This window comes from Streptomyces sp. Inha503, from assembly GCF_047215865.1.
Taxonomy (GTDB): Bacteria; Actinomycetota; Actinomycetes; order Streptomycetales; family Streptomycetaceae; genus Streptomyces; species Streptomyces lycopersici.
This window is the reverse complement of the sequence record NZ_CP178360.1, coordinates 4315575-4337817: the sequence shown is the minus strand read 5'-3', so window position 1 is coordinate 4337817 and position 22243 is coordinate 4315575. Positions and strand designations below refer to the sequence as shown.

Below are 22243 nucleotides of genomic sequence, written 5' to 3'. Positions count from 1 at the left end.
CCTTGTGTGGCCGGAGTCGAAGGGAAGCGACGACATGTCAGCTCGCCGAATGCTCACCGGTACGTTCCTGGGGCTGGGAGCCCTGGCACTGGCCGCCACGGCGGTCGCCCCGGCGGCCAACGCCGCGCCCGTCCCCGTGACCAGCCTCAATTGCGACGGCGATACCTACACATGCACGGCCGGCCTGCGGTTCGGTGACGGAAGGTGGGTCGCGCAGTGGAATGTGAACGTATTCCACCAGAGCGCGGCGAGCCAACAGCGGGCCGCCCGGTCGGCGGACGCGCCGCGCGGCGCCGCGGCCCCGGTTCCGGTCACGACCCTCACCTGTGACGGGGACACCTACAAGTGCACCGCCGGGCTTCAGTTCGGTGACGGCAGGTGGGTCGCCCAGTGGAACGCCAATGTGTTCCACCAGGCGGTGGCCAATGCCGTGCCCACCGCGTCGGCGAAGACGGTCAAGGCTCCGCGGGAGGCCGCGGCGCCGGTGCCGGTGACCGCCCTGAACTGCGACGGTGACACCTATAAGTGCACGGCCAACCTGGGGTTCGGTGACGGCAGGTGGGTTGCCCAGTGGGACGCCAGCGTCTTCCACCAGAGCTGACGCCCCACCAGCAGGAGTGATCGAGGGCCCGGTGCGGACAACGCGCCGGGCCCGCCCGTTACCCGTCCTCGAAGGCCACCGGCGCCTCGAACGCCGCGCGGCGGGTGGCGCGGCGCAGCGCTCGCAGCACCGGTCCGCCGAGGGTGAGGGTGAGCACCATCGTGACCAGGGCGCGCGGCAGGTCCCAGCCCAGCGAGGTGGCCAGGCAGTACGCCACGAAGCGGGCGAGGTTCTCGCCGAGTGGGTCGCCGGGGACGTAGGAGATGCCCGAGGCCATGCCCTGCATCAGGGTCCAGCCCTGGAGGTTCATGACCGTTCCGTAGGCCACGGACGCCACCGCCCCGTACCCCGCGAGCAGCAGCGACTCCGCCCGGCCGGGCGGCCGGGCGGCGCCGGGGAGCAGCCCCGCGCCCATCGCCACCCACCCCATCGCCAGCATCTGGAACGGCATCCACGGGCCCACCCCGCCCGTGAGCAGCGCGGACGCGAACATCGACACCGCGCCGAGGACGAAGCCGAAACCGGGGCCCAGCACCCGTCCCGAGAGCACCATCAGGAAGAACATCGGCTCGATCCCGGCCGTCCCCGCGCCCAGCGGACGCAGGGCCGCCCCGGCCGCCGCCAGCACCCCGAGCATCGCGACGGCCTTGGCGTCCAGGCCGGTGTCCGCGATGGTCGCCACGACGACGGCCAGCAGGAGCGGGAGCAGCGCGGCGAACAGCCAGGGCGCGTCGGCGGCGTGGGTGGTGATCCCCGAGTCGCCCGGGGCGAACAGCGGCCAGCCGAAGGCGACGACACCGATCGCGGAGACGAGCGCGAGCGCCGCCACCGAGCGCGGGCCGAGGCGTATGGCCTTCGTCCCGCCGCCGCTTTCCCGCGCTGCCCGGTGGGGTCCGCTCGGCGCGGTCCGGCTCATGGGGCTTCCTCCAGGGCCAGTGCCTCGCGTACCTGCGGCACCGTCAGCCACGGCAGTGGGGCCAGCACCTTGGCCACCTGTGGGGCGAAGGCGGGGGAGGAGACCACCACCTCCGCCGTGGGGCCGTCCGCGACCACCTCGCCCTCGGCCAGGATGACGACGCGGTGGGCGAGTTCGGCCGCGAGCTCCACATCGTGGGTGGCCAGTACGGTCGCGTGGCCGTCCGCGGCCAGCCCGCGTACCACCTCCACCAGGCGCGCCTTCGCCGCGTAGTCGAGCCCGCGGGTGGGCTCGTCGAGCAGCAGCAGGGGCGGCCGGGCGGTGAGGATGACGGACAGGGCGAGCGCCAGCCGCTGTCCTTCCGAAAGGTCGCGCGGATGGGCGGTGTCCGCCACCTCCGGCAGCAGCCGGCCGACCAGCTCACGGCAGGTGCCGGGCGCGGCGCCCGCGTCCTGGTCGGCCGCCGCGCACTCGGCGGCGACCGTGTCCGCGTAGAGCAGGTCGCGCGGCTCCTGTGGTACGAGGCCCACCTGGCGCAGGAGCCGGGCGGGGCGGGTGCGGTGCGGTACGACCCGGTCCGGGCCGACCCGCACCGAGCCCGAGGCGGGTTCGTGCAGCCCGACCAGGCTCGCCAGAAGCGTGGACTTGCCCGCCCCGTTGCGTCCCATCAGCGCCACCGTCTCGCCCGGCCGCACCGTCAGGTCCACCCCGCGCAGCGCCTCCACCCGGCCGTGCCGTACGGACAGCCGCGCGACCTCGCCCACCGGGCCGCCCGGCGGCGGATCGGCCACCGGCCGCGGGGTGAGCGGCGCGAGCCGTTCCCGCAGCGGCCCCGCCTTGCGGCGGGCGTCCCGTACGGACAGCGGCACCGGCGCCGGCCACCCCGCGAGGCCGCCCAGTGCCACCACGGGCGGCTGGACGGGCGACACCGGCAGCAGCTCGGCCGGTGCGCCGGTCAGCGGGGCGGCGCCGGGGGAGGAGAGCAGGATCATCTGGTCCGCGTACTGCGCCACGCGCTCGAGGCGGTGTTCGGCCATCAGGACCGTGGTGCCCAGGTCGTGCACCAGCCGCTGCAACACGGCCAGCACTTCCTCCGCCGCGGCGGGGTCCAGCGCCGAGGTCGGCTCGTCGAGGACCAGGACGCGGGGGTGGGTGGTGAGCACCGAGCCGATCGCCACGCGCTGCCGCTGCCCGCCGGAGAGCGTGGCGATGGGACGGTCCCGCAGCTCGGCGAGGCCCAGCAGGTCAAGCGTCTCCTCGACCCGGCGGCGCATGGTGTCCGGGGCGGTGCCGAGCGACTCCATGCCGTACGCCAACTCGTCCTCGACGGTGTCGGTGACGAAGTGCGCGAGCGGATCCTGGCCCACGGTGCCGACGACGTCGGCGAGTTCGCGCGGCTTGTAGGTGCGGGTGTCCCGGCCCGCGACGGTGACGCGGCCGCGCAGGGTGCCACCGGTGAAATGCGGTACGAGACCGGAGACGGCCCCGAGGAGTGTCGACTTGCCGACCCCGGACGGGCCCACGAGCAGACACAGCTCGCCCTCGGGGACGGTCAGATCCACCCCCGCGAGGGCGGGCCGCGCCGCACCGTCGTAGTGGACCGACACCTGCTCAAAGCGGATCACTGCGTACTGCCCTCCTCGGGCCCCGCCTCGGCTCGCGCATCGCCTTCGGCGCGGGGCGGGGTTTCGGGGGTGGGGTGGTTGTCGGGGGCCGCGTCGTCGGGCCGCGGGTGCGGCTCGGTGGCGGGCCGGGCGCCGGGGTACGGGGGCTCGGGGCGTCGCCGGTCCCGGGCGCGGTCCGGTTCGGTGGGGGCGTCTTCCGGCGGGGCCGGTTCGCGGTTCGTGGCTGGGGGCGGTACCGGTGCGGGCGCGGTGTCCGGGGGCGGATCCGTGGCCGCGTCGTCGGGTCGCGGGTGCCGCTTGGCCGGGGACCGGGTGTCGGGGCCGGGGGATTCCGGGCGCTGCCGGTCCCGGGCGTGGGCCGGTTTGGCGGGAGCCTTGTCCGGCGGGGCCGGTTCGCGGGCTGGTGCCGGTGCCGGTGCCGGGGACGCGACGGCCGGGAGCAGGCCCAGGAGCACCGCCGCCGCGGGCCACAGCGGCAGGGTCGGGGCAATGAGTGGGACGACCGATGGCTGAAGGGCCTCGGGGGAGTAGGAGGCGGCCCGGATCATCAGTGCCGCGACCGCCGCTCCCGACCCCGCCACCAGCCACGCCCGTACGCCCCAGCGGTCCGGGCGGTAGCGGCTGCGCACCGAGCGGCGGCCGCCCAGCCACAGACCGCCGAGCGCGGCGGCCAGTCCGGCCAGCAGCAGCGGCAGTCCGTAGCCCGCGCCCTCGGCCGCGAGCAGGCCGTACGTACCGCAGCAGACGCCGAGCAGCCCGCCCAGCGTCAGCGCGGTGGTGGTACGGGCGACGGCGGGCGGGACCTGGGCGGTGCGGCCGTAGCCGCGTGCGTCCATCGCCGCCGCCAGGGCCACCGAGCGTTCCAGCGCGCCCTCCAGCACCGGCAGCCCGACCTGGAGCAGTGCCTTCACCCCGCGGTCGGGGCGGCCGCGCAGCCTACGGGCCGAGCGCAGCCGAGTCACGTCCGCCACCAGATGGGGTGCGAAGGTCATCGCCACCACGACCGCGACCCCGGCCTCATAGAGCGCGCCGGGCAGCGACTTGAGCAGCCGTGCCGGGCTGGCGAGGGCGTTCGCGGCGCCGACGCAGATCAGCAGGGTGGCCAGCCGCAACCCGTCGTACAGCGCGAACACCAACCCCTCGGCCGACACCCGGCCGCCGACGCGCACCCCCTGCGCCCAGTGGGGCAGCGGGACTTCGGGGAGCGTGAAGAGCACCCGCGTCCCGGGGATCGGCGAACCGAAGAAGACCGCGAAGAACAGCCGGATGGCCAGCACCACGAGACCCAGCTTGAGGAACGCCGTGTACGAGCGGGCCCATGGCGCGTCCGTGCGGCGCACGGCCACCACATAGCCCGCGACCGCGATGAGCAGCCCGAGCAGCAGCGGGTTGGTGGTCCGGGACGCGGCCGTGGCCAGCCCGAGCGCCCACAGCCACCAGGCCCCGGCGTGCAGGGCGCTTCCGCCGCGCGGGGTACTGCCGGTTGGCCGGACGCGGAACCCGGCGCCGCGGTGGCGCGGGGCGGTGGCCTCGGGCGTGGTGCGCGCTGCCATGGCGGTCTTCCGTGTGCTCATACGCGACGGCGGCGCGCCTGCCAGACCGCCGCGGCGCCCAGCAGCACGACGGCGGCGAGCCCGCCGATCAGCCCCGCCGAGGGGCCCGAGCCGCCGTCGTCCGCCTTGCCGCCGTCGCCCTTGGGAGCGGCGTGGGCGTCCACGGAGGTGTCCACCTTGTCCCCGCAGCCCGTCTCCGGATAGCCGGAGATGGCGCACAGCAGCGCCGTGGAGTTGTAGCGCAGCGGCTTCGCGACGGCGGCGAGCGCATCCCCGGCGGACGCGTCCTTCCCGACCCGTGCGCACTCGGTACGGGGTGCGGGCGGCGTCCGGCGGTCGGGTGCGTCGGTGGCCGTACCGAAGTCGATGACCACCGCGACCCGTTTGGTGCCGTCCGTGGCCGGGGTGTCGGCGCAGACGGCGGCGAAGTCGGCCATGCCGCGCGGCCGGGTGGCGTCGTCCGAGTCCTCGCTGACCGCGTAACGGAAGCCGATCATGTCGCCATCACCGGGCCGCGCGGAGGAGGGCCCCTGCGTGGCATAGCTCCAACTGCCGCCGCCCCCGCCCCGCTGCCAGAACGACCAGTAGCGATACCCGTCGGCGGCCTGCGCGGGCGCCGCGCCGAGCATCGCGAACAGGCCGAGTATCGCGAACAGGGCGGAGAGCGGGGCGACGACGGGCAGCGACAGCCGGGCCGCGTGGATGCGCGGGACCCAAGCCGCCCGGGGGCGGGTCGGGGCCGCATACCTGCGTGGGGTCAAAGCTGCCGCCTCTTCCGGCCGCTCAGGAGGAAGCCGATGCCCATACCGGCGACCGCGCAGACGCCGACCGTCCACCAGACGCCGCCGACCCCGCCGCCGCCGTCGTCCTTCTTCTCGCTCTTACCGCTTCCGTCCGACTCCGCGCCCGGGGCCGCCGCCTCGGGCTTCGGGCCGGTGGCGTTCAGCCGCTGTACGAGGTCGGTGCCGCCGAAGTCACGGGGGTTGGCACCGGCCGCGTGGGCCGCGAGGACCAGTTTGGCGAGGGCGCCGGGGTCGCCCTTGGCCCAGGCCGCCGCGCCGCTGTCCTTGCTCTGAAGCCACTGGAGGGGCTTGCTCGCGGCCGCGCTGTGTTCCCCGGCGGCGAGCGCGATCACGGCGTCGGCCGTACCGCCGAAGTCGGGCTGGTCCTTGGCGCCGGGCATCGCGGACTTCAGATGCGTACCGCTGTCGGACATGACGCGGGAGAGATGGGCCAGGGCGGCCTCGGCGGCGTCCTCGGGCGAACCGGCTCCGCCCTTTCCGCCCGCGCAGCGCAGCGGCTTCGGCCCGGCGCCGCTGTCCTTGCCGACGGTCTCGAAGACGAAGCCCTTGCCCCGCGCGGCCAGCGCGGCGCTCGCGGTGGCCAGCTCATTGGCGACGGGCTTGCCCTTGGCGGCCGTATACGCGAACGCCCCGCGCTCCGCCGCCTTCGCCGAGCAGTCCAGCTGGAGGCCGAGCAGTGCGTCGTACGGGGTCTTGCCGCCCTTGCCCGGGGCCGACGTCACCTTCGCCGGGTCCTGGCCGGTGGCGGCGAAGGCGCCGACCGCCGCCGCGGTGGAGTTGGCGTCGCTCGGGCCGCCCGGGTTCATGCCCCAGCCGCCGTCCTCGTTCTGGTGGCGCTTCAGCCAGCCGATGCCCTTCTCCACGGTGCCGGAGCGCCCGCCCACCGCGGCCAGCGCCTGGACCGCCGCCGCCGTCGCGTCCGTGAACTCGCCCTTCTTCGGGTCGCACGCCTTGGAGGTGTCCGCGCGGTACGCCGCGAAGCCGCCGTCCGCGCAACTCTGCCCGGCCAGCCAGTCGATGGCCGACTTCGCCGGGGTGACGCCCACCGCGTCCTGGGCGAGCAGCGCCAGCGACTGCCGCCACACCCCGTCGAACTTCGGGTCCTTGGCGCCGTAGAGCCCCTTGGCACGCCCGGCCGGGCCGTCGTCGGCCACGGCGGCAGGCGCGGCGGCCGCGCCCAGTGCGGCGCAGAGGGAAAGAGCCGCCACGCTGCGGCGAATGTTCATGGCTGTGGTGCCTCTCGGTCGGTGGACGGGCGCACGCAGCCGCGCACGGCCGTCCAGCCGCGCCGCACGCGGAACCCTCCGCGGCACGCCTGGCACCCGGCTCAGCTCCGCATACCTCGACGGTGCCGCCACCGGTCGTCCGGCGGCGGGAGCCTGCGTCGTCGCGCCCGCCCGGGTGTTCCGGCTCGCACGCCCCGCGGGACGCGCTCACGGTTGCGGGTCAGCGCCGGAATCGCACCGGCTTCCCCCGATCGGACGCGTATGAAGTTTACGGACAGCTTATCCGCCGACTTGTCGGGCGCCTTCAGCCGCCCACGGATGGGGCCGATCGACGGCCTGCGTCCCGGACGACCGCGAGACAGCGCGTCGTCGTGCCGTCCTCCTCCTCGATATCACGGCGGTGCGCGAAGCCGAGCCGGGTGAGCAGGGCCATCGACGCCTCGTTGGCCGCCATGACCGTGGCGTGCACCTCACTCAGCCCGAGCGCGCCGAAGCCGTGGCCGACGACCGCCTCGACCAGCTCGGTCCCCAGACCGCGCCCCCACGCCTCCGGCGCCAGCGCGTAGACGATCTCGTGGCCGCCGACGGCCTCGGTCGGCTTGATCTCGGCGTGGCCGACGTACCGGCCGTCCTCGCGGACGGCCCATACGTCGAACAGCCGCCGGGCGTAGACCTTGGTGAGGATCCGCCCGAACAGCGCCCGGTCCTCGGCCTCCGGGGCGAGTCTGCCGTCCCCCAGCCAGCGGCACACCCGCCGGTCCTGGAACAGCGCCACGAAGGCGTCCTCGTCCTCGGGCCGGTACGGCTCGAGCAGCAGGCGCGCGGTGCGCAGCGTCGGGGTCATGCGCCGCGACGCTACGCGGCCGGGCAGCACCCGGCAATCCGATAGCGCCGTGCCCCCGCCCGGCCCGCGCTCCCGGCGGCCGTCCGCTACCCGCGGCGCCACCACTGGGCCAGGGACTTCCACCAGCGGCGCCGGGCCTCGTGTTCGGCGCCGGATTCGGGCTCCGGCTGCGGCTCCGTGGTGGCGGTCGCGGTGTCCGGCGAGGGCGTGGTCCCGCCGGGGCCGTCGTCGTCCGGGGTGTCCGCGCGGGTGACCGTGGGCGTCCTGCCCACGGCTCCCGAGATGGCCGCGGTGGCCGCCGCCGCCATCTCGGCCAGCGCCTCATCGGACTTGGCGGCGGTCCGCGGAAAGCGCACCGGCAGCGCGGCCAGGGCCCGGTGGAAGGGGCCGGGCCGCCACTCCAACCGCTCGGCGGGAACGGCGAGTTCGAGATCGGGCAGGCGGTCGAGCAGCTTCTCGATGGCGACGGAGGCGATCAGCTGGGCCGGGTCCTTCGCGGGGCAGGTGTGGGGGCCCGCGCTCCACGCCAGATGGGCCCGGTTGCCGCGCCGGTTCGACAGCAGATACGGGTCGTTGTTGGCGGCCGCGAGGCTGATGACGACGGGGTCGCCCTTGGACAGCCGGTGTCCGTCGACCGTGACGTCATGGCGCGGGTAGTGGACGCAGAAGTTGGCCAGCGGCGGGTCCTTCCACAGGACCTCGTTGAGCGCGTCCTCGATCAGCATGGTGCCGCCCGCGAGATCGCCCCGGAACCGTTCGTCCGACAGCAGGAGCAGCAGCCCGTTGCAGATCAGGTTCTGCTGGGGCTGGGTGCCCGCGCCGACGAGGACGACGATCTGGTGGATCAGCTCCTCGTCGGTGAGCTCGGCGGGGTGGGCGATCAGCCAGGACGTCATGTCCGGGCCCGGGTTCTCCCGCTTGAGGGCGATGAGCTGGAAAAGGGTCTCCGCGAGGAGCGCGTTGGCCTGCTCGGAGTCCTCGGTGATGTCGAAGAGCGCCGAGAGCGCCCGCACCAGCTTGTCGCTCAGCTCGGGCGGGCAGCCGAAGAGCTGGTTGAAGACCAGCAGGGGGAGCCGGGCGGAGTACTCCTTGAGCAGATCGGCCTCGCCCTTGGGGCCGAAGAGGTCGATAAGGAAGTCGGCGCTCCGCTCCACGTAGCGGCGCAGCGCGTGGATGTCCAGGCGGTCGAGGGTGTCGGAGATCGCCGAGCGCAGCCGGTGGTGCTCCTCGCCGTCGCTGCACAGCGCGTTCGGCCGGTACATCATCATCGGCACCACGGGGTTGTCCATGGGGATGGTGCCGTCGGTGAGCGCCTGCCAGTGGCGCGCGTCCTTGGAGAACGTCTCGGGGCCGCGCAGGATGTCCAGCGCGGTCTGATAGCTGGTGACGAGCGAGACGGGGACGCCGGGGGCCAGCTCCACGGGCGCGATGCGTCCGTGTTCCCGCAGGCGGGCGTAGGTGGCGGACGGGTCGGCGGCGAACTCGGGGCCGTGCAGCGACTCGAGCCCGTACCCGGCCGGGGCCCGGCTGGAGTGGGCGGGGCAGCCCGGGGGCGGTGTCGGGTCGGCCGTGGGTCCTGGTATCGGGTCGGAATCGCGGGTGGGGCTCGTCACGCATGCTCCTGCTGATACGGCTGTTACGGGGGGCGCGGCTGTGTGCGGCGGTGTGCGCCGGGCCGGGTAAGGCTAGCTTCCGGTTCGTCGGACGGGCACCCCATACGTCACTCAAATCGCTTGGTACATCACCGGATTGCTCCCCGGCACCGCTTCCGCCCTGCCCAGCTTCACCAGCCGGCGCAGATGCGCCTCCGCTTCCGAGACCGCGATATTGCGGGAGCCGAAGGGGATCTGCTCCCACGGGCGGTTCCACTCCATGGCCTCGGCCAGCCGCCACGGGGTGAGCGGGGTGGTGAGCAGCGCCAGCAGCCCGGCCAGCCGCTCCTCGTGGTGGTCCAGCAGCGCCCGCACCCGCGCCGGGGCGTCGGTGAAGGCGTACTGATGGGCGGGGAGCACCTCGGCGGGGGTGAGGGCGGCGACGCGTTCGAGGGAGTCGAGGTAGTCGCCGAGCGGATCGGTGACCGTCATGTCGTCGGGGTCCTCGTAGAGCCCGATATGGGGGGTGATCTCGGGCAGCAGATGGTCCCCGGAGAACAGGCGCCCATGGCCGGACGGGCCCTCACCGGCCGCCGGATGGGCCTCTTCGAGGTGGAGGCAGACATGGCCGGGGGTGTGGCCGGGGGTCCAGATGGCGCGCAGCCGCCGGCCCGCCAGATCGAGGAGTTCACCGGGGACGATCTCGCGGTCGGGGAGCGCGGCCCGCTGCCCCGGGAGGCGCGTACGGCCGGACGCGCGGGTGGCGCGCAGCGGGGCCAGATGCTCCTCGGGCGCCCCGGCCGCGGCGAGCTTCTCCTCCAGGTAGTCCAGCCAGCGGGAGGGCTCGGCCTCCCGGGTGCGCCGGACGATCTGGGCGTCGGCGGTGTGCATGGCGATCCACGCCCCGGACGCCTCCCGCACCTGGCCGGACAGCCCGTGGTGGTCGGGGTGGTGATGGGTGACGAGGACGCCGTGGACATCGGAGACGGAGGCGCCGCACGCGGCGAGCCCGGCGGTGAGGGTGTCCCAGGCCGTGGGGTCGTCCCAGCCGGTGTCGATCAGGACGGGGCCGCGGTCGGTGTCGAGGAGGTGGACCAGGGTGTGCCCGAGCGGGTTGTCGGGGATCGGGACCGGGATGCTCCACACTCCGCCGCCATGGTCGGTCACCCGCGTCACCTGCGCCATCGGCTCCCCCTCTCCTCGACACAAGCATTGCCCACTATAGCTAGAACTGGTATCAGTTCTGATGCAGCGTCAGATATTGGCCGCCTCCATTGGCGGGGATCACCCTCAGTCATCGGCCGGAAGGCATCAGCGATGAACGACCTCATCGAGCACGGGCAGCTCTTCATCGGCGGCGCGCTGGCCGATCCGGCGGGCGAGGACACCATCGAGGTCGTCTCGCCGCACACCGAGCAGATCATCGGCCGGGTGCCACACGCCTCGCGCGCCGATGTGGACCGGGCCGTCACGGCGGCGCGGACGGCGTTCGACGAGGGCCCCTGGGCCCGGACCAGCCTGGACGAGCGGATCGCGGTGGTCACCCGGATCAAGGACGCCATCGCCGTACGCCATGAGGAGATCGCCCGGGTCATCAGCGCGCAGAACGGCTCCCCGTACTCCTGGAGCGTCCTCGCCCAGGCGCTCGGCGCGATGATGGTGTGGGACGCCGCCATCACCGTGGCCCGCGACTTCGTCTACGAGGAGCGGCGGGCCGGGGTGCTCGGCCCGCTGCTGGTGCGGCGGGAGCCGGTCGGGGTGGTCGCGGCCGTGGTGCCGTGGAACGTACCGCAGTTCGTGGCGGCCGCGAAGCTGGCGCCCGCGCTGCTCGCGGGGTGCTCGGTGATCCTCAAACCGTCCCCCGAGACGCCGCTGGACTCCTACATCCTGGCGGAGATCGCGGCCGAGGCGGGGCTGCCCGAGGGGGTGCTGTCGATCCTTCCGGCCGACCGCGAGGTCAGCGAGTACCTGGTCGGCCACCCGGGCGTGGACAAGGTGTCGTTCACCGGCTCGGTCGCGGCCGGCAAGCGGGTGATGGAGGTGGCCTCGCGCCAGTTGACCCGGGTCACGCTGGAACTGGGCGGCAAGTCGGCCGCGGTGATCCTGCCGGACGCGGACCTGGACGCGGCCGTCGCCGGGATCGTGCCCAACGCCTGGATGAACAACGGACAGGCGTGTGTGGCCCAGACCCGGATCCTCGCGCCGCGCGCTCACTACGACGAGATCGCCGAGCGGTTCGCGGCCGCTGCCTCCGCCCTGGTCGTCGGCGACCCGCTGGATCCGGCCACCCAGGTCGGGCCGCTGGTGGCGCGGCGGCAGCAGCGCCGTTCGCTGGACTACATCGCGCTGGGCCAGCGGGAGGGCGCCAAGGTGCTGACCGGCGGCGGCCGTCCGGAGGCCCAGCAGACCGGCTGGTACGTGGAGCCCACGCTCTTCGGCGACGTCGGCAACGATATGCGGATCGCCCGTGAGGAGATCTTCGGCCCGGTGATCTGTCTGCTGCCGTACGGGGACGAGGAGGAGGCGGCCCGGATCGCCAATGACTCCGACTACGGGCTGTCCGGCTCCGTCTGGACGGCGGACGTCGGGCACGGCATCGACTTCGCACGGCGCGTCCGCACCGGCACCTACTCGGTCAACACCTTCAGCCTCGACATGCTCGGGCCGTTCGGCGGCTACAAGAACTCGGGTCTGGGCAGGGAGTTCGGCCCGGAGGGGTTCTCCGCGTACCTGGAGCACAAGATGATCCACCTGCCCCAGGGGTGGGACGGGGAGCCGAGCTGATGGGGGACCGCTGGCGGATCGAGGTGGACCGCGGCGTGTGCATCGGCTCGGGGATGTGCGTGAGCACCGCCCCCGGCGGCTTCCGGCTCGACGGGGCGCGGCAGTCGCATCCGGTCGAGACGGAGGCCGACGCTTCCGAGGCGGTGCTGGCGGCGGCCGAGGGCTGCCCGGTCGAGGCGATCGCCATCCGGCTGTCGGAAACCGGTGAACAGGTCTTTCCCCCCGACGAATAGCTCTCCTGGCCGCCGCCCGCCGGCTCAGCGGCCCTCGTACCGCGGTAGTCAGACCCAGCCCTCGCACTGCGATATCCGTATGGCGTCCACGCGGTTGCGCGCCCCGGTCTTCCGGGTGATCGCGGCCAGGTAGTTGCGGATCGTCCCGGTGGACAGATGCAGCGTGCGGGCGATCTCCGGTATGGAGGCGCCGTCGGCGGCCAGCGACAGCACGCCCAACTCCCGCTCGGTCAGCGGGATCTTGGCCGCCTGGAGGAAGCCGTAGCCGAGCGCGTCGTCCACGTACCGCTCCTTCTTCGCCACCTGCCGGATGGCCTCGATCAGCCGCTGTGGCGGGGCGTCCTTGTCGACATAGCCGAGCGCCCGGGCCTCATGCGCGCGGCGCAGCGGGCCCGGCCGCTCCGAGTTGACCAGCACCAGCAGGCCGCAGTCCCCGCCCTCCCCGGAGGCGGACGCCACGAACTTCCCCCACTCGCCCTTCCGCGCCGCCTTGTCGGCCGCCGGGCTGTCCGTGTCCACCACGCACACCTGCGGCCGTAAGGAACGGGCTCTGCTACGCGCGTCGGGCCAGGAGCACCCGGCCGCCTCGATGTCTGGTTCGGCCCCTATGACGGATGCCAGGGCCGACCGCAGCAATCCTGACTCGTGTACCAGAAGTAATCGGATCACGAACTTCTCCACCCCCACGATGCCTTCTCTCGTCGCGCGCCGTTGTCGCTCTGTCGCGCGCCGTTCATGAATACCGGGATTGGGTAGGGCGTGAACGCGGAATTTGAGCCAATGGGGGGCGCGAGGGCGCACAAACTCTTTCCAGAAGCTCGAAGGGGCGCAGGAATTGGCGTGCGCGCCCCTGATGTACCGTCCGTCCGGCTATCGGGCCGAGGTGGGAGCGGTGAGGTCGATCAGACGGCAGACGGTCTCGATGTCGATCTTCACCTGGGCGATCGAGGCACGTCCCGAGAGCCAGGTGATCAGCGCCGAATGCCAGGTGTGCTCGATGACGCGGACCGCCGAGAGCTGCTCGGCGGTCGGGGCCTCGTCCAGGCCCATCGCATCGAGGATGATCGCGGTGGTGAGCCGGGAGACCGTGTCCACCTCCGGGCTGACCGACCGGTCGGCGAAGGTGAGCGCGCGCACCATCGCGTCGGCCAGATGGGGTTCGCGCTGGAGTGCGCGGAAGGCGCGCATCAGCGTCTGGGCGACCCGGGCGGCCGGTTCCTCCTCGGTCGGCGGCCGCTTGCGCAGCGTCTCGTGCATGTGCTGGAGCTGATCCTGCATCGTGGCGACCAGCAGATGGACCTTGGAGGGGAAGTAGCGGTAGAGGGTGCCGAGCGCCACTCCGGAGTTCTCCGCGACCTCGCGCATCTGGACCGCGTCGAAGCCGCCCCGGCTGGCCAGCCGGGCGCTCGCGTGCAGGATGCGCCGGCGGCGCGCCTCCTGCCGCTCGGTCAGCTGGAGGGCGGCCGGCTTGACTTCTGCGGTCATTTGTCCCACTTCGAATGTGTTGCGTCTGCGGGTCGGCGACAAGCGGACATCGTGCATGATGACAGGACCGTCCCGGGCCTGCGAGTCACTGGAACTCGTTCTAGGCTAGCGCGGGTCCTCCCCGAAGCGCCCGTGTCCGCGCAGTTGAGGCAGGTTGCTGTCGAGCGGCGGGCCGGGGTCGCGTCGGCGGGGCCGCGCGCGGTGCGCACCTCCGTCGTCAACTTCTCCTCAGGCCCCGGCTACCGAGTGGTAGGGATCACCTGCCCCGGTCCTGGAGAGGTCGCCCGGGGCAGGTATCTTCGTGACTCCTCAGGGGATGCGTTAGTGAAACTTGTTCTAGATAAACGGAAGCGGATACGCTCCCGCTGAACTGCACCAAGGAGGGGGCGCGAGTGACCGCAGAGGCCGCGCAGGAGACCGGGGCCGACCCGCTTCGAGCAGCACCCCCCACCGCCGCCGGGGAACGGCCGCTGCGCATCGCGCTGCTCAGCTACAAGGGGAATCCGTTCTGCGGGGGCCAGGGCGTCTATGTGCGCCACCTCTCCCGCGAACTCGCCCGGCTCGGCCACACCGTCGAGGTCATCGGCGCCCAGCCGTACCCGGTGCTCGACACCGAGGAGGGCGTCACCCTCACCGAGCTGCCCAGCCTGGACCTCTACCGCCAGCCCGACCCGTTCCGCACCCCCCGGCGGGACGAGTACCGGGACTGGATCGACGCCCTGGAGGTCTCCACCATGTGGACCGGCGGCTTCCCCGAGCCGCTCACCTTCAGCCTGCGCGCCCGCCGCCATCTCGCCGCGCGCCCCGGCCAGTTCGACGTCGTCCACGACAACCAGACCCTGGGCTACGGGCTGCTGGGCCTGGAGAAGCTCGGCTTCCCGCTGGTGACCACCATCCACCACCCGATCACCGTCGACCGCCGGCTGGAGCTGGACGCCGCCGCCGGCTGGAAGCGCCGGTTCTCCGTACGCCGCTGGTACGGCTTCACCCGGATGCAGAAGCGGGTGGCCCGGCGGCTGCCCTCGGTGCTCACCGTCTCCGGTTCCTCCCGCCGGGAGATCGCGGACGACCTCGGGGTGCGCCCGGACCGGATCCATGTGGTGCACATCGGCGCGGACACCGGCCTGTTCTCGCCCGACCCCGCCGTCCCGGAGGTCCCCGGCCGCATCGTCACCACCTCCAGCGCGGACGTACCGCTGAAGGGCCTGGTGTATCTGATCGAGGCGCTCGCCAAGGTCCGCACCGAGAACCCCGGGGCGCATCTGGTCGTCGTCGGCAAGCGGCCGGAGGAGGGGCCGGTGGCCGCCACCATGGCGCGCCACGGGCTCGAGGGCGCCGTCGAGTTCGTCAAGGGCATCAGCGACGCCGAACTGGTGGACCTGGTGCGCGGCGCCCAGATCGCCTGCGTTCCCTCGCTGTACGAGGGGTTCTCGCTGCCCGCCGCCGAGGCCATGGCCACCGGCACCCCGCTGGTCGCCACCACCGGCGGCGCCATACCCGAGGTCGCCGGGGTCGACGGCGAGACCTGTCTGGCCGTACCGCCCGGCGACGCCGACGCGCTCGCCGCGGCCCTGATCCGGCTGCTGGGCGACGCCGACCTCAGACGGCGGCTGGGCGCGGCCGGGCGGGAACGGGTGCTGCGGCGCTTCACCTGGGAACAGGCCGCCCGCGGCACCGTCGAGCAGTACCGCCGGGCGATCGGCGCCTCGGCGCGGACCGCCGCCGCCCGCCGCTGAGCCCCGGCTCCGCCCGTGTCTCTCCCGACCCCCTGACGCCTCCCGCCCCCGACCTCTCCCGCCTCACGAATCCGCCGGACGAAAGCAGACCCCCGTGCTGACCGTCGATTTCTCCCGCTTCCCCCTCGCCCCCGGCGATCGCGTCCTCGACCTCGGCTGTGGCGCCGGACGGCACGCCTTCGAGTGCTACCGGCGCGGCGCCCAGGTCGTGGCGCTCGACCGCAACGGCGAGGAGATACGCGAGGTGGCCAAGTGGTTCGCCGCCATGAAGGAGGCCGGTGAGGCCCCGGCGGGCGCCACCGCCACCGCCATGGAGGGCGACGCCCTCGCCCTGCCCTTCCCCGACGACAGCTTCGACGTGGTCATCATCTCCGAGGTGATGGAGCACATACCGGACGACAAGGGCGTGCTCGCCGAGATGGTGCGGGTACTCAGGCCCGGCGGCCGGATCGCCGTCACCGTGCCCCGCTACGGCCCCGAGAAGGTCTGCTGGGCGCTGTCGGACGCCTACCACGAGGTCGAGGGCGGCCACATCCGCATCTACCGCGCCGATGAGCTGCTGGAGAAGATGCGCGAGGCCGGACTGCGGCCGTACGGCACCCACCACGCCCACGGGCTGCACAGCCCCTACTGGTGGCTCAAGTGCGCCTTCGGAGTGGACAACGACAAGGCGCTCCCGGTGCGCGCGTACCACCAGCTGCTGGTGTGGGACATCATGAAGAAGCCGCTGGCCACGCGGCTCGCCGAGCGCGCCCTGAACCCCGTCATCGGCAAGAGCTTCGTGGCGTACGCGACCAAGCCCCACGCCCCGCGCGAGGACCGGGCGTGACGGCCCTCGGACCGCGCCCCGGCCCCCGCCCCGGCCCCCGCACCGAACGGCTCGCGCTGCCCGGGGTGCTCAGCCCCGAGCAGGTGCTGCGCACGGTCGAGGGCATCGCCGCCGTCCAGCGCGCGGACGGCGCCATACCGTGGTTCCGCGGCCACCACCTCGACCCCTGGGACCACATCGAATCCGCGATGGCGCTGGACGCGGCGGGCGAGCACGAGCGCGCCACGGCCGCCTACCGCTGGCTGGCCCGGCACCAGAACCCCGACGGCTCCTGGTACGCGGCCTACCCCGACACCCCGGACGGCGTGGCCGCCGCCGACCCCACCGACCGCGGCCGGGAGTCCAACTTCTGCGCCTACGTGGCGGTCGGCGCCTGGCACCACTACCTCTCCACGGGCGACGACGCCTTCCTCGACCAGAGCTGGCCCACCGTCTTCGCCGCCGTCGAGTTCGTGCTCGGGCTCCAGCAGAGCGGCGGCCAGATCGGCTGGCGGCACCGCGCCGACGGCACCGTGGACCCCGACGCCCTGCTGACCGGCTCCTCCTCCGTCTACCAGGCGCTGCGCTGCGCCCTGGCCATCGCGGAACACCGCGAGGAGCCCCAGCCCGACTGGGAGCTGTCGGCCGGGCTGCTCGGCCATGCCATACGCCACCACCCCGAGCGGTTCCTGGACAAGCACCGCTACTCGATGGACTGGTACTACCCGGTCCTCGGCGGCGCGGTCACCGGCGCCGCCGCCAAGGAGCGCATCGAGGAGGGCTGGGACCGCTTCGTGGTCCCCGGGCTCGGGGTGCGCTGTGTCTCCCCCAACCCCTGGGTCACCGGCGGCGAGAGCTGCGAACTGGCGCTCGCGCTGTGGGCGATGGGGGAGTCCGACCGCGCGGTGGACATCCTGCGGTGGATCCAGCCGACGCTGCGCGCCGAGGACGGCATGTACTGGACCGGCTACGTCTTCGAGGACGACGCGGTCTGGCCGGAGGAGCGCACGACCTGGACGGCGGGGTCGCTGCTGCTCGCCGTGGCGGCGCTGGGTGGTGACGAGGCGACGACGGCCGTCTTCGGCGGTGAGCGCCTGCCGCGGGGCTTGGACTCGGACTGCTGCGCCTAGGTCGTAGCCGACGGGTCTCGGCGCCTGCGGCGGGCTGTTCCCCTACCCGCCCCTTCCCGAAACTGGGGCTGACGCCCCAGACCCCCGGGGTCCAGTGCGCTGTCGATCACCCGCGACGGCGTCGTGGCCGGTCGCGCAGTTCCCCGCGCCCCTTCGGGGCGGAGCCATCGGCGGAAGTCGGACGCGCCCCGAAGGGGCGCGGGGCTGTGCCGATATGCGGCTCCGCCGCGTGGGCGCGATCGGCCACGACGGCGCCGCGGGCGATCGGTGGCAGGTCGGGGCACTGCCCCGGGGGCTGGGGCTTCAGCCCCAGTTGTGGGAAGGGGCGGGGAGGGGGAAGCATCGATATGCGGCTCCGCCGCGTGGCCCGCCGCAGGCGGCACGGCCCAGCAGGTGCCCGCTAGCCGCGGCGGAGTCGGCCCGCGATGGCGTGGCCGATGAAGAGGTACACCACGGCCGGGAGGCCGTAGTTGAGGACGGTCCGGAGCCAGTCCGTGTCCATCGTGAAGAGGTCATGGGACCAGCTCGCGAGCCAGCTCGCCGCGTCATGGACCACCGTGACGAGGTCGTTGGCGCGGTTGGCATCGAGAAGGGCGAACAGGATCCAGAGGCCGAGGATGACGGCCATGACGTCCGCGACGACCGCCACGACGGTCGCCGCCTGATTGCTTCCGTGGCGATAACTTCGTGACATACCTCACGGGTTGCCCCGCGACGCGGAGCCAAACTCAGCCCCGCGGCACACCCATACGACACGCTCCAGTCCGTGTTTCAGCCCGCCAGCTCCGCCAGCACCCGCAGCGTCCCAAGGTCCGGCGCCAGCGCCAGCAGATCCGTGATCGGGCCCTTGCGCCACAACTCCAGCCGCTCCGCGATCCGCTCACGCGGCCCGACCAGCGAGATCTCATCGGCGAAGGCGTCCGGCACGGCCTCGATCGCCTCCGCGCGCCGCCCCGCCAGGAACAGCTCCTGCACCCGGCGCGCCTCGGCCTCGTAGCCGAAGCGGGCCATCAGATCGGCGTGGAAGTTCCGGGCCGCGTGGCCCATTCCGCCGATGTAGAAGCCGAGCATCGCCTTGACCGGCTTCAGCCCCTCCGCCACATCGGCGCACACCCGTACCTGTGTCATCGGCGCCACCATGAAGCCGTCCCGGGCGTCGGCCAGTGTCGCCTGGTAGAGCTCCGTCCGCGACGGCGACCAGTACAGCGGCAGCCAGCCGTCGGCGATGCGCACGGTCTGTGCGATGTTCTTGGGCCCTTCCGCCCCGAGCAGCACCGGGAGGTCGGCGCGCAGCGGATGGACGATGGGCTTGAGGGGTTTGCCGAGGCCGGTGGCGTCCGGCCCGGCGTAGGGGTGCGGGTGGTAGCGCCCGTCGAGCCGCACCGGGGCCTCGCGGTTCAGCACCTGCCGGATGACCTCGACATACTCCCGGGTCGCCGTCAGCGGGCTCTTGGGGAACGGGCGCCCGTACCAGCCCTCGACCACCTGCGGCCCGGACAGCCCCAGCCCCAGCATCATCCGGCCGCCGGAGAGATGGTCCAGGGTGAGCGCCTGCATCGCGGTGGCGGTGGGGGTGCGGGCGGCCATCTGCGCCACCGCCGTGCCGAGCGCGATCCGGGTGGTGTGGGCGGCGAGCCAGGTGAGCGGGGTGAAGGCGTCCGAGCCCCAGGACTCGGCGGTCCACACCGAGTGGTAGCCCAGCCGCTCCGCCTCCCGGGCGAGTTCCAGATGGTGGGGGTCGGGGCCGCGGCCCCAGTAGCCGAGCGCCAGGCCGAGCCGCATGTCAAGCCCCCTCGTTCCGCCGGACAGGGTGGAGAACGGCGGCTGACGGCACGTCAGCCGCACACCGGCCGGACTGTACGGGCCGGGGCCGCACATGGCAACGGCCCCTCGCCCGAGCGTTCCGGGCGAGGGGCCGTTGCCATGTCATGCGACGCACACGGTCAAGTCATGCGACGCGCATGCGCGGGTCAGCCGCGCTGGATCCCCGTGGTGTCCTGGAGCACACCGCGGCGGCCGTCCTGCGTCTGGGCGACCAGCGCCTGACCGCGCTGCTCCACCGCGAGGTACCAGGTGCCGGGGGCCAGTTCGGCGATGGTGCTCGACGAACCGTCCTCCGCGTACAGCGGACGGGCCACCGGCACCGCGAACCAGAACGGGGCGAAGTCCCCGCCACCCGCGGCCGGCGGGGTGGGGGCCGGAGCCTGCTGGCCGCCGAAGGACTGGCCGGGCTGCGGCTGACCGGGCTGGCCGGGCTGCGGGGCACCGTACGGCGCGGGGGCGCCGGGCTGGGCACCGCCCGGACCCGGGTAGCCGTACCCCGGCTGCGGGCCCTGGGCGCCGTACGGGGACGGGGCCGGGGCGGAGGCGTTCATCAGCGGGGCCTTGAGGGCCGGGACGCGCTGGGAGAGCAGCGCGACGGCCGCCATCGCCAGGGTGGCGATCAGGCCGAGGATCTGCCCGACGCCCTTGTCGACTCCGTCCGGGCCACCGATGATCGTCCACAGCGAGCTCCAGGCCGCGAAGACCGCGAGCGCCGAGCCCCACTGCTCGAGCGAGAGCCCGAAGAGGTTGCGGCCCGCGGGCTGGAAACGTGCGGCGACGATGAGCGCCGCGGCGATCACGCCGGCCAGGAAGATGGATGGCAGTACGGGGAAGAAGTCGGACTTCCATCCGTTCTCACCGGCGTCCTTGCAGAAGCTGCTACCGCCGCAGTCGACGGTGTAGAAGTCGAGGAAGGAGGCGATGAACAGCAACACCGCTGCTCCGATCACCACGCCGTCGCCTCGAGTGAGCGAGCGGATGTTCAACGTGAGGTCCTTTGTCGGTTTCGTCTGTACGAGCGCTGCCGCCAGGCGCGATAGCGCGAAGGCGTCGGGGGTGGGCCCCATCGTACGGGTGAATCCGTCGCCGGAGACCGGGGGTGTCCCATCGGTATCCCGGTCGTGACCTCCCGTTCGGTTGTGGCGGCGCTACTCGCTCAAGAAGTCCGTAATGCCCTGTGCGATACCACGCGCCGCGCGCTCGCGCCACGCCGTATCGGTCAGTTCGGCGGCGTCCTGGGAGTCGCGCATATTGCCGCACTCGATGAACACCTTGGGGACGGTGGAGAGGTTGAGCCCGCCCAGGTCGCCCCGGACGTCCAACCCGCTGCCGTCGCCGATGTACTGTGCGGGCGCGCTCCCGGTGGCCTCGGCGAAATCGGCGCGCAGCCGCTCGCCGAGCCGGCGGGAGGGCGCGGTGATGGCGGAGGTGTCCGCGCCGCCGCCCCGTACGGACTTGGGCAGGATCACATGGAAGCCGCGCTCCCCGGCGGCCGCGCCGTCCGCGTGCACGGAGACCGCGGCGTCGGCGTGGGCCTTGTTGCCGATCTCCGCGCGCTCGTCCACGCACGGCCCGTACGGCCGGTCGCCGTCCTGGGTGAACCGCACGGTGGCGCCGCGCGCTTCGAGCAGGGTGCGGGCGCGGCGAGCCACATCGAGGGTGAAGGACGCCTCGGGGTAGCCGGAGTTGGTGGCCGTACCCGTGGTGTCGCACTCCTTCGTCTCGGTGCCGATGTCCACGAGCCGGGCGATCTGCGAGGGGTGGTCGCGATTGCGCGGATTGTGTCCGGGGTCGATCACCACGACCTTGCCCTTGAGGGGCTTACCGGGCTCCCCGGGCTTTCCGGGCTTTCCGGACTCCCCGGGCGGGGCGGGTGGTGCGGACGCGCCGGACGGCGGGGGCGGCGGGGAGGACGTCGAGGAGGTCGTGGGCCCGCCGGTCCCGCCCGTCCCGTCGTCCTTCGAACCGCCCAGCGAACTCCACAGCAGCCAGCCGACGAAGCAGGTCGGTATCAGCGCCACCAGCACGATGGCGAGGGTGCCGCGGCGACGACCGGGCTCTGGGAAAAAGCTGCCGTTGGACACGCGGGCGATGGTAGCGGCCCGGCCGATACGCGCCGGGTGCCGGGCGGGGGCGTCGGCCGCCGTCCGCCGTCGGGGCGGCCGTCGGGGCGGCCATCGGAGGACGAGCCGCGCGCGCCCTCGCGCTCAGGCGGGCGTGGCGGCCGCGGTGCGGCGCAGGACGCGGAGTGAGCGGGTGGCGGAGACCTCGGTGAACGCGCCGGAGGCGAGCGCGCGGCGGTAGATCCGGTACGGCGCCTGGCCGCCGTCGGCCGGATCGGGGAAGACGTCGTGGATCACCAGCAGCCCGCCCGGCGCGACATGCGGCGCCCAGCCCTCGTAGTCGGCGTTCGCGTGCTCGTCGGTGTGCCCGCCGTCGATGAACACCAGCCCGACCGGCTTCCCCCACACCGCCGCGACCTGCGGGGACCGTCCGACCATGGCGATGACGTGGTCCTCGAGGCGCGCCCGGTGGAGGGTGCGGCGGAAGGTGGGCAGCGTGTCCATCCGCCCCACCTCCGGGTCCACCACCTCCGGGTCGTGGTACTCCCAGCCCGGCTGCTGCTCCTCGGAGCCCCGGTGGTGGTCCACGGTCACGGCGACCGTCCCGGCCGCGCGGGCGGCGTCGGCCAGCAGGATCGTGGAGCGCCCGCAGTACGTGCCGACCTCCACCAGCGGCAGCCCCGGCGCCGCCGCCCGCACGGCCGCGGCGTACAGGGCGAGCCCCTCGTCCAGAGGCATGAAGCCCTTCGCCGCCTCGAAGGCGTCGAGCACGGTGCGGTCGGGGGCCGCGGGCGCGGCGGCGGCAGCAGACTGAGTCACCCGCTCATCCTGCCGCACCCCCCGCCACCGGTTCACGGTGCCCGGGGGCCACGACCTCTTGACGGGCCGTTCATTCGCATTTAAGCCGGTTTCGCCTAGGGAAATCACTTGACTTTCCCGGTGTGGGGCAGCGGTTCGACCGCGGTCCGGGTATCCAGCCCCCACTGATTCCCGGTGCCGACGATCCATAGTCCGATCTGG

At 73.4% G+C, this 22243-nt stretch carries 20 protein-coding genes, 1 pseudogene and 1 riboswitch; of the genes and pseudogenes, 6 read left to right on the top strand and 15 right to left on the bottom strand.

What is annotated here, in order from left to right:
- The first annotated feature begins 34 nt into the window (after positions 1-34).
- Entirely contained in the window at positions 35-601 is a 567-nt protein-coding gene (locus ACJX2R_RS18075) for a hypothetical protein (RefSeq protein WP_413100970.1), read from the top strand.
- A gap of 58 nt (positions 602-659) precedes the next feature.
- On the opposite strand, the gene ACJX2R_RS18070 is transcribed toward ACJX2R_RS18075, so the two are convergent.
- From ACJX2R_RS18070 to ACJX2R_RS18035, 8 genes and pseudogenes are all read right to left on the bottom strand, one after another.
- Positions 660-1517 carry an ECF transporter S component gene (locus ACJX2R_RS18070; protein WP_413100969.1) on the bottom strand — a complete coding sequence of 286 codons (858 nt, stop codon included), beginning with the start codon at positions 1515-1517 and terminating at the stop codon, positions 660-662.
- Entirely contained in the window at positions 1514-3142 is a 1629-nt protein-coding gene (locus ACJX2R_RS18065; protein WP_413100968.1) for an ABC transporter ATP-binding protein, read from the bottom strand. The genes ACJX2R_RS18070 and ACJX2R_RS18065 overlap by 4 nt, the downstream gene beginning before the upstream one ends.
- Before the next feature lie 406 nt (positions 3143-3548).
- Positions 3549-4716 (bottom strand): annotated as a pseudogene (locus tag ACJX2R_RS18060) (energy-coupling factor transporter transmembrane component T); the annotation flags it as partial.
- Positions 4713-5456, bottom strand: a complete 744-nt coding sequence (locus ACJX2R_RS18055) for an SCO2322 family protein (RefSeq protein WP_413100967.1) — start codon at positions 5454-5456, stop codon at positions 4713-4715. The pseudogene ACJX2R_RS18060 and the gene ACJX2R_RS18055, both read right to left, overlap by 4 nt.
- Positions 5453-6724 carry a prenyltransferase/squalene oxidase repeat-containing protein gene (locus tag ACJX2R_RS18050; RefSeq protein WP_413100966.1) on the bottom strand — a complete coding sequence of 424 codons (1272 nt, stop codon included), beginning with the start codon at positions 6722-6724 and terminating at the stop codon, positions 5453-5455. The genes ACJX2R_RS18055 and ACJX2R_RS18050 overlap by 4 nt, the downstream gene beginning before the upstream one ends.
- A 173-nt stretch (positions 6725-6897) precedes the next feature.
- Positions 6898-6972, bottom strand: a riboswitch (cobalamin riboswitch).
- Positions 6973-7028: 56 nt separating this feature from the next.
- Entirely contained in the window at positions 7029-7568 is a 540-nt protein-coding gene (locus tag ACJX2R_RS18045) for a GNAT family N-acetyltransferase (protein ID WP_413100965.1), read from the bottom strand.
- A gap of 86 nt (positions 7569-7654) precedes the next feature.
- Positions 7655-9181 carry a cytochrome P450 gene (locus ACJX2R_RS18040; RefSeq protein ID WP_413100964.1) on the bottom strand — a complete coding sequence of 509 codons (1527 nt, stop codon included), beginning with the start codon at positions 9179-9181 and terminating at the stop codon, positions 7655-7657.
- A 111-nt stretch (positions 9182-9292) separates the two neighbouring features.
- The gene (locus tag ACJX2R_RS18035) at positions 9293-10345 is read right to left on the bottom strand and encodes an MBL fold metallo-hydrolase (RefSeq protein WP_413100963.1); all 1053 of its coding nucleotides are present in this window, start codon (positions 10343-10345) and stop codon (positions 9293-9295) included.
- 132 nt (positions 10346-10477) lie between these two features.
- On the opposite strand from ACJX2R_RS18035, the gene ACJX2R_RS18030 reads away from it, so the two are divergent.
- On the top strand, positions 10478-11944 hold the full coding sequence (locus ACJX2R_RS18030; protein ID WP_262703225.1) for an aldehyde dehydrogenase: 1467 nt from the start codon (positions 10478-10480) through the stop codon (positions 11942-11944).
- Positions 11944-12177: a ferredoxin gene (locus ACJX2R_RS18025; protein WP_037947116.1), complete on the top strand. Its 234-nt coding sequence runs from the start codon at positions 11944-11946 to the stop codon at positions 12175-12177. Before ACJX2R_RS18030 ends, ACJX2R_RS18025 begins: the two co-directional genes overlap by 1 nt.
- Before the next feature lie 48 nt (positions 12178-12225).
- Here ACJX2R_RS18025 and ACJX2R_RS18020 read toward each other — a convergent pair whose 3' ends face one another.
- Entirely contained in the window at positions 12226-12846 is a 621-nt protein-coding gene (locus tag ACJX2R_RS18020) for a response regulator transcription factor (RefSeq protein WP_413105885.1), read from the bottom strand.
- Positions 12847-13047: 201 nt separating this feature from the next.
- Positions 13048-13662, bottom strand: coding sequence for a TetR family transcriptional regulator (locus tag ACJX2R_RS18015; protein ID WP_413100962.1), 615 nt, complete (start codon positions 13660-13662; stop codon positions 13048-13050).
- Between the two features lie 392 nt (positions 13663-14054).
- Here ACJX2R_RS18015 and ACJX2R_RS18010 point away from each other — a divergent pair, with 392 nt between their 5' ends.
- The 3 genes from ACJX2R_RS18010 to ACJX2R_RS18000 all read left to right on the top strand — a co-directional run bounded on the left by ACJX2R_RS18010 (position 14055) and on the right by ACJX2R_RS18000 (position 17336).
- Positions 14055-15398: a glycosyltransferase family 4 protein gene (locus tag ACJX2R_RS18010; protein ID WP_413100961.1), complete on the top strand. Its 1344-nt coding sequence runs from the start codon at positions 14055-14057 to the stop codon at positions 15396-15398.
- A gap of 94 nt (positions 15399-15492) precedes the next feature.
- Positions 15493-16227 carry a class I SAM-dependent methyltransferase gene (locus ACJX2R_RS18005; protein ID WP_262703228.1) on the top strand — a complete coding sequence of 245 codons (735 nt, stop codon included), beginning with the start codon at positions 15493-15495 and terminating at the stop codon, positions 16225-16227.
- On the top strand, positions 16224-17336 hold the full coding sequence (locus tag ACJX2R_RS18000) for a prenyltransferase (protein ID WP_413100960.1): 1113 nt from the start codon (positions 16224-16226) through the stop codon (positions 17334-17336). Before ACJX2R_RS18005 ends, ACJX2R_RS18000 begins: the two co-directional genes overlap by 4 nt.
- 400 nt (positions 17337-17736) lie before the next feature.
- Here the strand turns inward: ACJX2R_RS18000 and ACJX2R_RS17995 are convergent, their stop codons facing one another.
- The 5 genes from ACJX2R_RS17995 to ACJX2R_RS17975 all read right to left on the bottom strand — a co-directional run bounded on the left by ACJX2R_RS17995 (position 17737) and on the right by ACJX2R_RS17975 (position 21961).
- Positions 17737-18030: a hypothetical protein gene (locus ACJX2R_RS17995; protein ID WP_043237004.1), complete on the bottom strand. Its 294-nt coding sequence runs from the start codon at positions 18028-18030 to the stop codon at positions 17737-17739.
- Positions 18031-18107: 77 nt separating this feature from the next.
- The gene (locus ACJX2R_RS17990; RefSeq protein ID WP_413100959.1) at positions 18108-19118 is read right to left on the bottom strand and encodes an LLM class F420-dependent oxidoreductase; all 1011 of its coding nucleotides are present in this window, start codon (positions 19116-19118) and stop codon (positions 18108-18110) included.
- 188 nt (positions 19119-19306) lie between these two features.
- Positions 19307-20146 (bottom strand): hypothetical protein, encoded by an 840-nt coding sequence (locus ACJX2R_RS17985; protein WP_413100958.1) that lies wholly within the window; start codon positions 20144-20146, stop codon positions 19307-19309.
- Positions 20147-20308: 162 nt separating this feature from the next.
- The gene (locus tag ACJX2R_RS17980) at positions 20309-21244 is read right to left on the bottom strand and encodes an N-acetylmuramoyl-L-alanine amidase (RefSeq protein WP_413100957.1); all 936 of its coding nucleotides are present in this window, start codon (positions 21242-21244) and stop codon (positions 20309-20311) included.
- Positions 21245-21367: 123 nt separating this feature from the next.
- Positions 21368-21961: a class I SAM-dependent methyltransferase gene (locus ACJX2R_RS17975; protein ID WP_413105884.1), complete on the bottom strand. Its 594-nt coding sequence runs from the start codon at positions 21959-21961 to the stop codon at positions 21368-21370.
- Between the last annotated feature and the right edge of the window lie 282 nt (positions 21962-22243).

Excerpts from the sequence above, each read along its gene's own strand:
- ACJX2R_RS17995 (WP_043237004.1), bottom strand. The coding sequence starts at position 18,030 with ATGTCACGAAGTTATCGCCACGGAAGCAATCAGGCGGCGACCGTCGTG.
- ACJX2R_RS17975 (WP_413105884.1), bottom strand. The coding sequence starts at position 21,961 with ATGCCTCTGGACGAGGGGCTCGCCCTGTACGCCGCGGCCGTGCGGGCG.
- ACJX2R_RS18035 (WP_413100963.1), bottom strand. The coding sequence starts at position 10,345 with ATGGCGCAGGTGACGCGGGTGACCGACCATGGCGGCGGAGTGTGGAGC.
- ACJX2R_RS18025 (WP_037947116.1), top strand. The coding sequence starts at position 11,944 with ATGGGGGACCGCTGGCGGATCGAGGTGGACCGCGGCGTGTGCATCGGC.
- ACJX2R_RS18045 (WP_413100965.1), bottom strand. The coding sequence starts at position 7,568 with ATGACCCCGACGCTGCGCACCGCGCGCCTGCTGCTCGAGCCGTACCGG.
- ACJX2R_RS18015 (WP_413100962.1), bottom strand. The coding sequence starts at position 13,662 with ATGACCGCAGAAGTCAAGCCGGCCGCCCTCCAGCTGACCGAGCGGCAG.
- ACJX2R_RS18070 (WP_413100969.1), bottom strand. The coding sequence starts at position 1,517 with ATGAGCCGGACCGCGCCGAGCGGACCCCACCGGGCAGCGCGGGAAAGC.
- ACJX2R_RS18075 (WP_413100970.1), top strand. The coding sequence starts at position 35 with ATGTCAGCTCGCCGAATGCTCACCGGTACGTTCCTGGGGCTGGGAGCC.
- ACJX2R_RS18050 (WP_413100966.1), bottom strand. The coding sequence starts at position 6,724 with ATGAACATTCGCCGCAGCGTGGCGGCTCTTTCCCTCTGCGCCGCACTG.
- ACJX2R_RS17990 (WP_413100959.1), bottom strand. The coding sequence starts at position 19,118 with ATGCGGCTCGGCCTGGCGCTCGGCTACTGGGGCCGCGGCCCCGACCCC.
- ACJX2R_RS18030 (WP_262703225.1), top strand. The coding sequence starts at position 10,478 with ATGAACGACCTCATCGAGCACGGGCAGCTCTTCATCGGCGGCGCGCTG.